This window comes from Armatimonadia bacterium (assembly GCA_039679385.1).
Lineage (GTDB): Bacteria > Armatimonadota > Zipacnadia > Zipacnadales > JABUFB01 > JAJFTQ01.
In genome coordinates, this window is the sequence record JBDKVB010000031.1 from 60,367 (window position 1) to 73,403 (window position 13,037).

10 protein-coding genes are annotated in these 13,037 nt (G+C 64.3%); 2 read left to right on the forward strand and 8 right to left on the reverse strand.

Annotated features, from left to right (window positions below; genetic code table 11):
• Positions 1-50 precede the first annotated feature (50 nt).
• The 8 genes from ABFE16_03125 to dnaA form a co-directional block, all read right to left on the reverse strand.
• Complete coding sequence (locus ABFE16_03125) at positions 51-1,118, reverse strand: hypothetical protein (GenBank protein ID MEN6344266.1); 1,068 nt, start codon at positions 1,116-1,118, stop codon at positions 51-53.
• A gap of 10 nt (positions 1,119-1,128) precedes the next feature.
• Complete coding sequence (gene serS / locus ABFE16_03130) at positions 1,129-2,403, reverse strand: serine--tRNA ligase (GenBank protein ID MEN6344267.1); 1,275 nt, start codon at positions 2,401-2,403, stop codon at positions 1,129-1,131.
• A 34-nt stretch (positions 2,404-2,437) separates the two neighbouring features.
• Positions 2,438-3,484 (reverse strand): sodium:calcium antiporter, encoded by a 1,047-nt coding sequence (locus ABFE16_03135; GenBank protein MEN6344268.1) that lies wholly within the window; start codon positions 3,482-3,484, stop codon positions 2,438-2,440.
• A 119-nt stretch (positions 3,485-3,603) separates the two neighbouring features.
• On the reverse strand, positions 3,604-5,067 hold the full coding sequence (locus tag ABFE16_03140) for an RtcB family protein (protein MEN6344269.1): 1,464 nt from the start codon (positions 5,065-5,067) through the stop codon (positions 3,604-3,606).
• Positions 5,068-5,093: 26 nt separating this feature from the next.
• Positions 5,094-5,759 carry a DUF721 domain-containing protein gene (locus tag ABFE16_03145; GenBank protein MEN6344270.1) on the reverse strand — a complete coding sequence of 222 codons (666 nt, stop codon included), beginning with the start codon at positions 5,757-5,759 and terminating at the stop codon, positions 5,094-5,096.
• Positions 5,756-6,907, reverse strand: coding sequence for a DNA replication/repair protein RecF (recF, locus tag ABFE16_03150; GenBank protein ID MEN6344271.1), 1,152 nt, complete (start codon positions 6,905-6,907; stop codon positions 5,756-5,758). The genes ABFE16_03145 and recF overlap by 4 nt, the downstream gene beginning before the upstream one ends.
• Before the next feature lie 15 nt (positions 6,908-6,922).
• Positions 6,923-8,035 carry a DNA polymerase III subunit beta gene (dnaN, locus tag ABFE16_03155; protein ID MEN6344272.1) on the reverse strand — a complete coding sequence of 371 codons (1,113 nt, stop codon included), beginning with the start codon at positions 8,033-8,035 and terminating at the stop codon, positions 6,923-6,925.
• Positions 8,036-8,428: 393 nt separating this feature from the next.
• Positions 8,429-9,802, reverse strand: coding sequence for a chromosomal replication initiator protein DnaA (gene dnaA / locus ABFE16_03160; GenBank protein ID MEN6344273.1), 1,374 nt, complete (start codon positions 9,800-9,802; stop codon positions 8,429-8,431).
• A gap of 620 nt (positions 9,803-10,422) precedes the next feature.
• On the opposite strand from dnaA, the gene selA reads away from it, so the two are divergent.
• Entirely contained in the window at positions 10,423-11,835 is a 1,413-nt protein-coding gene (selA, locus tag ABFE16_03165) for an L-seryl-tRNA(Sec) selenium transferase (GenBank protein ID MEN6344274.1), read from the forward strand.
• A gap of 321 nt (positions 11,836-12,156) precedes the next feature.
• The coding region (locus ABFE16_03170) for an alcohol dehydrogenase catalytic domain-containing protein (GenBank protein MEN6344275.1) at positions 12,157-13,037 on the forward strand (881 nt) is incomplete at its 3' end.

Genomic DNA, 13,037 nt, shown 5'->3' on the forward strand with positions numbered 1-13,037 from the left:
GAACCCGGGCGGGGGAGAGGCGCTCGTTCTTGCTTCGCCGCTATGCGCCGTCATCGCCCCGCAACCTCCACGAGGTCTGCTGCGCTGCCGCGCTGGAACCCGGCCTGCGCCCCAAGCTCATCGCCGCTGATGCGAGCCTCGGCACTCCAGACGCCCTGCGCGTGACGGCCGGTCATGCGTCCGCCCGGTACCGGCACCCGAACGCTCACACCCGAGCCGGGCAGCAGGTCTGCGCTTGCGAGCCCAGTGGGGGAGAGCAGGCCCCCGTGCTGGTCCCACGTCGCGCCAGAGGGCTCCCGCAGCGTCAGACGCAGCTCGCCCGGCGGACGTACCGCCTTCGTTCCCGAGTTCGTAACCACCAGCTCTAGCTGCACAGTCTCCTCTTGCGAAATCCGCCTACGGTCCGCAGACAGGTACAAGGATAACCGCCCCTCTTCCGACAAATCGCGTACCTCAAGAGGTTTAACCCTCGGCAGCCCGCCTTCGTCCATGCCAACCCTTCCAGTCACCCGCAGCGCCCGCCCCAAGGCCGAAATCGGTGCCGGCACCGGCACCGTTTCGGCGTATTCTTGGGTACTGCAAGAGATAGACCCGTCCGATCCCAGCACAAACCCATCCTCCAACTGCTCAGGCGTGGTCGCAGTGGGGCAGAGGTGTGCAGCGGATCGTCCCAGATTGCGGCCATCAAGCTGCACCATCTTGTCCCGCCATCGTAAGGGTGCCGCCAGGATCTCGCGGCAGGTCGTCTTCACTGGCCCCGGCCCGAGCCAGGGCAGCCGCAGGTCCAGGGTCCGAAGGGCCGGCTGCCACACGCACAGGCCCCCACAAAGCTGGGCCAGTCGCCGTGCCGGCGCGTAGGCAGTGCCTGCATGCATAGCACAAAAGCTACCTCCCTCAGGAGGTAGCTTTCTGACAATCTCAAATTGATAGGTCTTGCGGCCGGCGTGCAGCACCACGAAGGCCTTTGTGCCGCTCTTGCGCTGTTCCACGCTCGCACCGGCGCGCTCACAGACGGTCCGCAGGGGCACGCAGACACTCCCCTGCAGCAGTCCCGCGGGGCTCGGGAGGTCTACCTGGACCCCGTTCAGCAGCAGCACAACGGCTACCAGCCCGCTCATCGCGCCCTTCCTACGCAGGCGGGATGATCTCGGACACGCCGCCCATGTACGGCCGCAGGACCTCCGGCACTACCACCGAACCGTTGGCCTCCTGGTAGTTCTCCAGGACGGCGGCCAGGGTGCGTCCGGCGGCCAACCCGGACCCGTTCATCGTGTGCACGTACTCCGGCCGCGCGTTTGCCTCCGAGCGATACCGCGTGTTGCAGCGCCGTGCCTGGAAATCGCCGTACTGGCTGCACGAGGAGATCTCCAGCCACGTGTTCATGCCCGGCATCCACACCTCCAGGTCGAAAGTCTGGCGTGACCCGAAGCCCATGTCACCGGTGCACAGCGCGATCCGACGGTAGGGCAGGTCCAGCATCTCCAGCATGGTCTCCGCGTTCCGCGTCAGCTTCTCCAGTTCCTCGTCAGCCTGCTCGGGCTTCACGAACTTCATCAGTTCGACCTTATGGAACTGGTGCTGCCGCACAATGCCTCGGGTCTCGCGACCTGCCGACCCGGCTTCGCTGCGGAAGCACGGCGTGTAAGCGGTGTAGCACAGCGGCAGGAGGTCGCCCTCGATGATCTCGCCCTGGTGCAGGTTGGTCAGCGGTACCTCGGCCGTCGGGACCAGATAGTACCCCTCACGGGTCTTAAACAGGTCCTCCTCGAACTTCGGCAGGTTCCCGGTGCCAATCAGCGCGGTCTCGCTGGCCAGGAAGGGCGGGAATACCTCCGTATACCCATGCTTGCGCGTGTGCGTGTCCAGGAAGAAGTTCAGGAGCGACCGTTCGAGCCGGGCACCGAGCCCCAGGTCACAGACGAAGCGGGCGCCGGCAATGCGGGCGGCTCGCTCGAAGCTGAGAATGCCCAGTCGCTCGCCGACCTCCCAGTGACCCTTGGCCTCGAAGTCAAACTGCCTCGGGGTGCCCCAGGACTTGACCGGCACGTTCGCCGACTCGTCCGGACCAACCGGCACTTCCGGCTTCGGCACGTTCGGCACCTCAAGCATGAGGCGGTCGAACTGCTCCTCGACTTCGCCCAACTCCTGCTCCATGGCCGAGATCTTGCCCGAGAGTTCCGCTACCTTGGTCTTCAGCGGCTCAGGATCGCCACCGGAGCCGATCACCTTCCCGATCTGTCTAGAGAGGTCGTTCTTCTCCGCACGCAAGCCCTCCACGGCCAGCAGCTCGCGCCGTCGGGATTCGAGCCCAATGAGGCGGTCGAGGTCGAAGTCAGACCTTCGATCAGCCAGGGCTTTCCGTACGGTTTCCGGTTCCTCTCGAATCAGTCGTCGGTCCAGCATGGAAGGCGCACATCCTTTACAGGGGGCCGCTGCCTCAGCGACCTTGGAATGCGACGAACAAGAACACCAAGTATAGCGGCAGCCCCAGCATCAGCACCACGGGGCTCAGTCGCCGCGACACACGCAGGTTCATGTACACAATCAGCCCGGAGACCAGGGCGATCACGGCTGACGCCAGGGCCGGGACATTCAGCGCCCAGGGCGTCAGGGCGATGCCGATCCCCGCGGGGATGCAGCTCTGGAAAACCATCGCACCGGTGATGTTCCCTAGTGCCAGGGTGTCCTTGCCCTGGCGCACCCAGAGGATGCTGTTGAACTTCTCCGGCAACTCCGTGGCGATCGGGGTCACGATCAGCGACAGTACCAGCGGCGAGATCGATACCGCCTTCGCTACGTGCTCCAGGTTCTGGACGAACAGATGCGCCCCGAGGATGATCGCCACGAGTGCGATGAACACCTGTGAGAGGATGAAGCGCAGACGCGGATTGCCCTCGGTTCCAGACTGCAGGTACAGGGCGCGTAGCTCTTCCTCGCCCTGATCTTCCTCGCGCCGCAGGTGCCGCCAGACGTAGTAGGCGTAGGCACCAAGCAGGAACACGACCACAACGCCGCGCAGCAGGGACTCGAGGTAGGGGAGAGTCGCCGAATAGGGCGCCAGCAAGGGCAGCACCAGCGACGTCCCGACCGCCACCGTGTACACGCAAAGAAAGTACACGAGATCCTGCGACAGCGTGCTCTCGTCCACGCTTATTGCGGTGCCGCTGGAGCGCCGCTTGGCGAAGAGCACCACCGAGAGCCCCGTCACGAAGGCCGCCAGTGTGGCCAGCATGAAGGGGGCGCCCAGAATCGCCCCGATCCCGATATCCTCAGCCGCGTCACCACCCACCAGGAGAATGGCTACGACGGGCACCAGCGTCTCAGGCAAGGCCGTTCCTACTGCCGCCAGAACGCTGCCAACCACGCCCTGCGACAGGTGGAGTTTGCTGCCGAACCACTCAATGCCATTGGTGAATAGCTCGCAGCCCGCCAGGATGATGACCAGCGCGCCGAGAGCCTTGAGGAGCGGCAATGCGATTTCCATACTTGGGGTCTAGGTTCTCCGATGGTCGCCGCCTTGTCAAGAGCCGAGCCCGTCACCGCCCCTGGCCTGCCCGCTCCTCGGCGCAATCAGCGGCGTATGCTCCCGACCTTCGACGCTCTCTAGCCCTTCATCACAGCTACGGGTCGCAGACGAGCCACCTTGCGCGAGATCCCGGCCTGCACGCAGGTCTCGACTACGGCGTCCACATCCTTGTACGCCTCCGGGGCTTCCTCTGCAAGGGTCTTCTTACCGGCAGAGCGCACCAGGATGCCCTTCGCCTCCAGTTTCCGAGCGACCTCTGCGCCCTGCTGCAGCTTCAAGGCCGCATGACGGCTCAGATGCCGTCCTGCACCGTGGCAGGTGCTGCCCCAGGTCTGGCGCATGGCCTCTTCTGTCCCCAGGAGCAACCACGAAGCCGTGCCCATGTCGCCGGGGACGATCACCGGCTGACCGAGCTTCCGGTACTTGTCCGGCAGCTCAGGACGGCCCGGGCCGAAGGCGCGAGTAGCACCCTTCCGATGCACGCACAGCCGCTTTTGCGAACCCTTCACCTCGTGGGTCTCGTACTTGGCGATGTTGTGGGCGACGTCCCACACCAGGTCCATGCCCAGCTTGCTGGTGCCCATCTTCAGGACCCGCTCGAAGTCCTCACGCACCCGGTGCATGATGGCCTGGCGGTTCGCCCAGGCGTAGTTCGCAGCGGCTGCCATACCTGCAAAGTACCGCTTGCCCTCGGGTGAGTCCACGGGAACGCAGGCAAGCTGGCGGTCGGGAAGTTCGATCCCGTAGCGCCGCACCGCCTGCTGCATGACCTCGATGGCGTCGTCGCAGACCTGGTGCCCGAGACCCCGCGAGCCGCAATGGATCATCACCGCGAGCTGGCCCACCTCATCCAGGCCCAGTTGCTGCGCCGCTGCCTCGTCATAGATGGCATCGACCACCTGGAACTCCAGGAAGTGGTTGCCGCCGCCGAGGGTCGCCAGTTGCGGACGACCGCGCTTCCGAGCCCGGTCACTGATGGCGCCGGCATCCGCACCCTCCAGACATCCACGCTCCTCGGTCGCCTCGAGGTCCTCGATGGTTCCGTAACCTTGTTTCACAACCCAGGCGGCGCCCTGCTCAAGGACCTGATTCAGCTCGTGGTCGTTGAGCGGCAGGCCGCCCGATTCGCCCACACCAGAGGGAACGTCGCGGAAGACCTCGTTGAGAAGGTCCTGCAGCTTCGGCTTGACCTGCTCATAGAGCAGACTCGTGCGCACCAACCTCACGCCGCAGTTGATATCGTAGCCAACGCCGCCGGGGGAGATGACGCCCTCGTGCATGTCGAAGGCAGCCACTCCGCCGATCGGGAATCCGTACCCGTAATGGCAGTCCGGCATGGCCATCGCCGGCCCGACGATCCCCGGCATACAGGCTACGTTCGCCGTCTGCCACAGGGCCGGGTCATGGCGCAGGTCCTTGAATAGCTGCTCGTCGGCATACACAATCGCATCGGTGCGCATGCCGCGGTGTTCGTCTTTGGGCAGCCGCCAGCGACAACCGTCCAGTTGCTCGATCTTGCCCTCGTACACCTCGCCTGCCATGGTACACCTCCTCCGCTCTCCGCCACCTACTGCCGACGTTGCCAGGGCTTGTCCGACCAGGGCTCCTCCAGCACATCGGTGCTTCCCTGCTGCGGAATCCGCCCGGGATCACAGCTCTTGCACATCCGTCGCGGCGGCAGCACCAGGGCTCCGCAGGACGCACAGGGCCGGTAACCGTGCGCTCGCTTCCAGCTCTCGCGCTTCGCCATCTTCACCAGCAAGGACTCCGCGACCCGGCGCAGGTTCTCGTCGTCGATGTCGCCGGCAGCGCGGCGAATCCAGTCCAAATCTGCTGCCGGTAGGTCAATGCGCTCCCATTCACTCCGTGGCGGCCCTTCGGCCTCGCGGGTCTGCATCAGCGCCGAGAGGTCGTCGCGCCTGCGAATTCCGCCGCTACTGGCCCGGATCTCCTTGACTGCCTTCGGCCCGAGGCGCTCGTTGAGGGCCTCGATGATCTTCGGTGCGTCAAGCTGCAACTGCTGGGCTCGCGCCGCCGAATCGCACCGGACCGTCACCACGCCGTGCTCCGCCCGCAGGACCTGCGAGTGCTGCGCATACCACTCACCGACGACCTCAGCCCACAGCAATGGCACCTGGCTGTCGCGGCTGGCACGCTGCAGGTGATGGCCTTTGAAATACCTGTCGATTGCCTCGGACAGCCCGCTAAAGCGGCCGTCTCTGCGGATGCTCACTGCGTCTCACCACGCTCTCGCACCTGTCCCTCGCCGACCTCGAACACGCGCGCCCTACTCGCATACTCCTCCAGCAGCCGGTCCCAGCTCGCCGTGCTGACAATAACCTGCTCCACGCTCTCGGTGAGTTCCAACACCTTCCGCGCTCGGTCCTCATCAAGCTCCGACAGGCAGTCGTCCAGCAGGATCACCGGGCATTCCCTTCGCCACTGCTGCATCACCGCTGCCTGGGCAAGGGTCAGGCTCAGCGCCGCCGTACGCTGTTGCCCCTGAGACCCGAACTGGCGCAGGCTCCTGCTCGCCAGCAAGAGCTCCACTTCGTCCCGATGCGGACCGCGCTGCGTACGCCCCAGCACTACATCGCGCTCCAGGCTCTCCGTCAGCATCTCTCGCAGGAGCACTCGCCGGCTGTCCACGTCGACGGCTTCGGCCAGATCTCCATGATACACCGTCTCGACGCTTTCCTTGCCACCCGATAGCTCAAGCTGCGTGCGATTTACATGCGGCGCGAGGGCCTGTACGAACTCCGACCGGGCTGTCGCGATCCGCGATCCGCTTTCCGCTAGCTGCGCATCCCATCCAGGTAGTAGCTCCGGACCGGCCAGGCCCTGCCGGATCAGCCGCAGGCACTCATTCCGCTGTCGCAAGGCCCGCCGGTACCGCATCAGATCGGACAGGTACATCGGCCGCGCCTGGGCGATTCCAGCATTCAGGAAGTGGCGCCGCAGACTCGGCCCGCCCTTGACCAGTGCGAGATCGTCCGGGCCAAAGATCACCACAGCCGCCTGGCCAATGATCTCTGCGGGACGTCGCTTCGGAACCGCATTGACTTCGATCGTCTTGCGCGGACTTCGGCTTCCGTTCTCGCCCTTTGCCGTGCGCCATAGGGTAACGCGAAGCGACGTATCTCGGCGTTCCTCACTGCGGAAGACGCCCTCTACTCGCGACCATCCCTGGTCCCACTGGATCAGATCGCGGTCCACCGAGGTCCGGTGCGACTTCGTCACCGCCAGTAGGTAGATGGCCTCCAGCAGGCTGGTCTTGCCACTGGCGTTCGATCCCACGAAAACAGTGAGCCCGGGCCCCAGCTCAATATCCGCTCGTGCGTAGCAGCGAAATTGCTCCAGGCCCAGGCTCTTCAGATACACCGGCGTCCAGCTCTCTTACATGATCTGCATGGGCATCAGCACATACAGGTAGCTCTCGTCACCCTCTGCCCGCACCATTCCGGGGTTCAGCGGACCGGAAAGCTCCAGGCAAATGTTCTCCGTGTTGACGGCTTCCAGCACATCAAGCAGATAGCGAGCGTTGAAGGCAATCTCCGTCGGCTCGCCCTCCAGCGTCGCAGGAACCGTCTCCAGAACCTTGCCCACGTCCGAGCTTTCGGCGGTGATCTCGAGGGCCCCCGCCGTCGGTCGCAGGACAGTCCGATTCGCGTCCTCGCGCGCCACGATCAGCGCACGCTTTAGAGCCGGTTCCAGCGCCTTCCGGTTCACGATCACACGGCGCTCGAAGGACTCGGGGATGACCTTCTGGAAGTTCGGGAACTGGCCCTCAATCAGCCGTGCCGCAAGCTTCGTTCCGCCGACTTCGAACTCAACCTGGTTATCCGCCACAGCGACCACAACCGGCTCTTCGGAATCGGCTGACAGCACGCGAAGCACTTCGCCAAGGGTCCTCCCGGAGACGATTGCCGCCCACTTCTTCTCGGTGCCGATCTCGATCTGGGCACTCCGCAGGGCCAGCCGGTAAGTGTCCGTCGCAACGACCTGCAGCCCGGTAGGGCTGAACTCCATCAGCGCGCCGGTCAGGATCGGCCGCGTCTCGTCTCGCGAGGTCGCGAAGGCTGTCTGCCGCACAATCCCGTGCAGCACGGCCTGCGGAAGGCTCACTCGCAGGGCCTCGCCAATCGGCGGGAACCTCTGGAAATCGTAGGCTGCCAGCCCGCGAATGACTTCATGCGACCCGCCGCAGGTCACTGTCAGGGCCTGGTTCTCGTCGGCCACCAGCGTGACTTCCTGATCCGGCAGATTGCCCACCAGTTCAGCCAGCACGCGGGCAGGTGCCGTCACTGCCCCCTCCTCGATCACCTGAACCTCGATCTTCGCCTCGATGCTCAGATACTCCAAGTCTGTGGCGGCCAGGCGCAGATAGCCGTCTTTGCTCTCCAGGTACACGTTTTGCTGAACCGGCTGCGTGCTGCGACCTGTGACCCCGCGGGAGACTGTCTGCACCGCTGCCTGCAGTTCACTACGGGGACATATCACGTTGAGCATTGAGGCGGCCCTCCCTTAGACGAACGGCAACTGAAGACCAAGGAAAAAAGGCTCGTAACTCACTCTCCAGCTCTACAGGCTTTTGGCCGAGATTCCCTTTCGAGGGTTGCCGGGTTGAGTCGAGCCGGTTACTGATAGCGAGTTATGCCCGCTCTAGAAAGACTGGATTAGTATATTCAAATCGTAGAAGTAGTAGTAGTGCCGTGGAAACCGTGGAAAACCACTTGCAGCCCCTGGAGCGTCGCACTTTTCCCTCGGGATGGTTCGGTGGAAAGCGAGTCCCGGTTATCCACAACTCCCACAGACCACCTAGTTTCGCACACCCATGCGCAGCTCGTCAACAGGCTTTCAAAGGGGTTCGTGGAAACCTCCGCCGATACCTCCTCCGGCCTTCTACTCCCCCCGTAGAGCGGCTCGCAGATCATTGATGAGCCACAGAACTTCTTCGTCGCTGCTAAGCATCTCGCTGACCTTGTTGTAGGCGTGCAAGACAGTCGAATGATCGCGGCCGCCGAAGTAGTTCCCGATCTCTGCCAGGGACTTGTCGGTGAGCTCGCGGGACAGGTAGATGGCCACCTGGCGCGGCCACACGATTTCCCTGTTGCGTTTCGGGCCGATGATATCGGGCTGCGAGACCTTCAGCGCGTCCGAAACACGCTCGGTGATCTGGTCCAGAGTCACATGCCGACCCGCCGACACAGTGGAATAGTCGGCAATGATCTCCTCAACTGTAGCCAGATTGAGCGTCGTCTGGTACAGCGACTTGTAGGCACAGACCTTCAGCAGCGCGCCTTCGAGTACCCGAATGTTGGACTCTATCTTCTGCGCCACATACTCCAGAATCTCGCGCGGGATCTCGACTTGCTCGGCGGCGGCCTTCTTCTCGAGGATGGCGACGCGGGTCTCGACGTCCGGTGCCCGCAAGTCGGCGACGATACCCATCTCCAGCCGACTCCGCAGGCGGTCGTTCATGATCTTGAGCTGCCTGGGCGGAGCGTCACTGGCGAGGACGACCTGCTTGTTCGTCTCACACAACGTGTTGAAGGTGTGGAAGAACTCCTCTTCCGACGCCGGCCCCTCAATTGCAGCGATAAACTGGATGTCGTCGACCAGCCACACGTCAACGTAGCGATGCTGTCGGCGGAATTCCTCCGTGCGACCCTCGCGAATGGCGGTGATGACCTGGTTAACGAAACTCTCGGCGGAGAGGTAGACGACCTGCGAGGACGGCCGCTCACGCTTGACGTAAGCTCCGATGGCCTGCATCAGGTGAGTCTTGCCCAGTCCGACCTTGCTGTGGATGAAGAGCGGAGAGTAGCTGCGGCCTGGTGACTTGGCTACCTGAAGCGCGGCAGCATGCGCGAAGCGGTTGCAGTCAGCCACGACGAAGTTGTCGAAGGTGTACCGCGGATTCAGCGGCGTGCCGCCGAAGAGCGGCTCGGGTGAGTCATGCCCCTTCGTACCTGCGTTCACAGTTGCGGGAGGTGGTGTAGGGGGTTGTGGCGCCCCGCGAACCTCCAGACGAACTGCCACCGGTCGCTGCGCGATCTCGGCCAGGCAGTCGCCAATAGCGTCGCCATGTCGCTGCTCGAGCCACTCCTTGGCAAACTGCGTCGGCACCCCCAAGACGAAGGTGCTCCCGTCGTAGCCCAGGGCGACCGTGTTGCGCAGGAAGCTGTCATAGGTCGCGCTTCCTACCCGCTCGGCAAGCAGCGGCAAGGCCGTGCTCCACAACTCACGGGTTTCCTGTGTATCCTTGCTGGGCATCCCCGATGTCCTCCTAACGGCATTCTAAAGCGGGGAGTGCCGCGGCCCTCAGGCCACAAAGGCTCGGCACGGGACACGCGTCGCGAGGGTGATGGACGTGCAGACCCTTGCCCCAAGGTCCGCACGACGGTAGCTGCGAAGGCTCCGGCGTCCAGGTCGGAACAGTCGCGACGAGACCCTCTCAGGGGCCCCTCCCCTAAACTGCACCCATCGTGGATAAGACCTGATGGGTCAAACCAGAAGCCTGTTCCCCAGCGTCCGAGCAACGGCAAAGCTATGCGAGCCCCCTGCTCCCCGGTGCGACGGTTCGCTGAGCGGACAGATACCACTAACGGCCCCAAAAAAAAGCAAAACGAGACAACGAACGAAGAACCTACCTGCGTGGCAGAGGAACGAGAACGGCACCGTGTGTTGCGGCCAATTCCCCGGGCAGGACACGATTCCTTCCTTGTCCTCCTGCCCTCGTCCCCCTTTTTTTCCAGCCCGAGGAAGCCCTCAAGGTGGGGGCATGACTATAGCACACGGCACCGCTCCTGACAAGGGCACCCCCTCCTCGCCGGAAGGACTGTACTCCCCCTCCGGAGAATCTCTTCCGTACTCCGGAAAGGGGCGAAACGCCCGTGCATGAGCCCAAAGACCTACGTGATCTGCCCTCCATCACAGCTCTCCTCAACCACCCCGAAACGGCGTCGCTCGTACTCCGCTTCGGCCCTCAGGCCGTCACCGAAGCCTTCCGTGAGGCCGTAGAGACCTGGCGTCAGCGACTCACCGAAGGGGCGATGCCGCCTGCCCCCTTGCTCGAAGCGGTGTGGCAGGAGGCCGAGGCAGTCCTTCGCCGCACAGCTCGCACCGGCCTTCGCCCGGTCATCAATGCCACCGGGGTGATCGTCCACACCAACCTCGGTCGCTCGGTCCTGGCGGAAGCCGCCGCGAAGGCCGTCTACGACATCGCCCGCTCCTACAACAACCTCGAGGCCGACCTCGAAACGGGCACCCGAAGCTCCCGTCACGCTCACATCGCGGACCGGCTGCGTCGCGTGATCGGTGCTGAGGCCGGCGCTGTCTTCAACAACAACGCGGCAGCCGTCATGCTGGCCCTGGCGACCGTCGCGAAGGGTCGCGAGGTGATCGTCTCTCGCGGGCAGCTCGTCGAGATCGGCGGGTCCTTCCGGGTCCCAGAAGTCATCGAGCAGAGCGGCTGCATCCTCCGTGAGGTCGGAGCCACCAACCGGACCCATCTGCGCGATTACGAGCGGGCCCTGGGGGAGAACTCGGCGGCCCTCCTGCGGGCTCATCAGAGCAACTACCGCATCATCGGCTTCACCACGGAGCCGAGTCTGAAGGAGCTGGCCGACCTGGCCCATGCCCACGGTCTGCCGCTCATCGACGACCTGGGCAGTGGTGCCTTGGTGGACCTGGCCGCCCTCGGAGTAGGGGAGGAGCCGACGGTCGCTGAGAGTCTGGCTGCCGGAGCCGATATCGTCACCTTCTCCGGCGACAAACTCCTCGGCGGACCTCAGTGCGGAATCGCCGTCGGACGTCCCGACCTCATCGAGGCCATGAAGAAGCACCCGCTGGCTCGCGCTGTGCGCTGCGGCAAGCTCACCATCGCCGCACTCTCGGCGACCCTCGACCTGATCGCCGACCCACCACGGGCCCTGCGCGAGATCCCCACCTTGCGCGCCGCCACGGAGCCGATCGAGGAAGTCGCTGCCCGCGCCGAGCAGTTGGCAGGGCTACTGCGCGAGTCCTTGCCGGCGGGAGTGCAAATCGCCGTCGTGCGGGATACCTCGGCTCGTGTCGGTGGTGGATCGCTGCCGGAGCAGGAGCTGGAGACCGCCTCCGTGTACCTGACCCCTTCCGACGGCCCCTCGCCGAACGAGTTGGCCCGTCGCCTGCGTCTGGGCGAGCCCTCGGTGTACCCCAGGGTCCACACCGACGCCTTGATCCTGGACGCGCGAACGGTTTTCAACAGCCAGGTGGAAGACTTGGCAGGGGCAGTGATCCGGGCGCTGACGGAGGCCGGGGAGTAGAGGCATGCCGGTCTGGAGTGGTATAATCGGGGAGAACCATATATATAGCTGGCTAGCAAGGAGCACCGAAAGCTAGACTCCGCACCTCAAAGCTAGACAGGGTTGCAGGCTGAATATGCTTTACATGCGTTACATGCCCTGTTCCGGCTGCGCTGAGTAAGTTTTCGACAGTGTGCACAGGTTTATCCACAGGAGCCTAGACCGTTCTGGTCGGTTTCCTACCTCCTAAGGAGGGCAGTGCTCGGTTCCCTCATGCCTGAAACCGCACGTGTGATGCTGCTACGCAGATTCGGCAGCCCCCTTGAGGAGGCTGCAATCCCCGTGCCGGAGCTTGCGCCCCGTGCTATCCTCGCCCGCATTGCTGCCGCCGGGATCTGCGGCTCCGACCTTGATATCATCAACGCCGACGACCCGCGGGTACCTGCCGATCGTCTCCCCATGATCCCCGGCCACGAGGGCATCGGGTTCGTGGAAGCCCTCGAGGGCGAGCGCCGCGACCTGCTGGGCAAGCCTGTCAAGCCTGGCGATCTGATCGTGTGGAACCGCGGCATCATGTGCGGCCACTGCTACCAGTGCGCCGTGAAGCGTCGCCCCTCCCTGTGCGTGAACCGCGAGGTCTACGGAATCACGCTTCCTGCACGCGCTCCTACATGGCTTAACGGCTGCTATGCGGAGTATCTTTACATCAGACCGGAAAGTGAAGTGCTGATTCTGCCGCCGGAGACCGATCCGGCCTCCATCGTGGCCGCCACCTGCAGCGGCGGAACGGCCGCTCATGCCGCCGAGTTGGCCCAGATCTCCCTCGGCGACCAGGTCCTCGTGATCGGCCCCGGTCCGCTCGGGCTGTTTTGCGCTGCCTTTGCTCTGGCTCGCGGCGCCGCCGAGGTCTGGGTCGCCGGTACACAGCGCAGTCGCAGCCGACTGGAGATCGCCGAGGCCATGGGCTGTCGCGTGCTCTTCACCGACGACCTGCCGGGCACTGCCGACCGGCCCTTTGATGTGGTTCTCGATGCCGCCGGGACGCCCCGCAGCATCCAGCAGTCGCTCGCAGCCGTCGGTATGGGCGGAACAGTGGCGCTGGCCGGTCTTGCGGCACCCATGGAGCCGCTGCCCATCGACCTGTACGAGTCCATCTCCCGGCGCGGTGTCCGCCTGGCCGGCGTCTGGGTCTCAGACTGCAGCCACGTCTTCCAGGCCGTGTC

Coding starts and splice junctions, on each gene's coding strand:
- serS (MEN6344267.1), bottom strand. CDS start 2,403: ATGCTGGACCGACGACTGATTCGAGAGGAACCGGAAACCGTACGGAAA.
- ABFE16_03140 (MEN6344269.1), bottom strand. CDS start 5,067: ATGGCAGGCGAGGTGTACGAGGGCAAGATCGAGCAACTGGACGGTTGT.
- ABFE16_03125 (MEN6344266.1), bottom strand. CDS start 1,118: ATGAGCGGGCTGGTAGCCGTTGTGCTGCTGCTGAACGGGGTCCAGGTA.
- ABFE16_03135 (MEN6344268.1), bottom strand. CDS start 3,484: ATGGAAATCGCATTGCCGCTCCTCAAGGCTCTCGGCGCGCTGGTCATC.
- dnaA (MEN6344273.1), bottom strand. CDS start 9,802: ATGCCCAGCAAGGATACACAGGAAACCCGTGAGTTGTGGAGCACGGCC.
- dnaN (MEN6344272.1), bottom strand. CDS start 8,035: ATGCTCAACGTGATATGTCCCCGTAGTGAACTGCAGGCAGCGGTGCAG.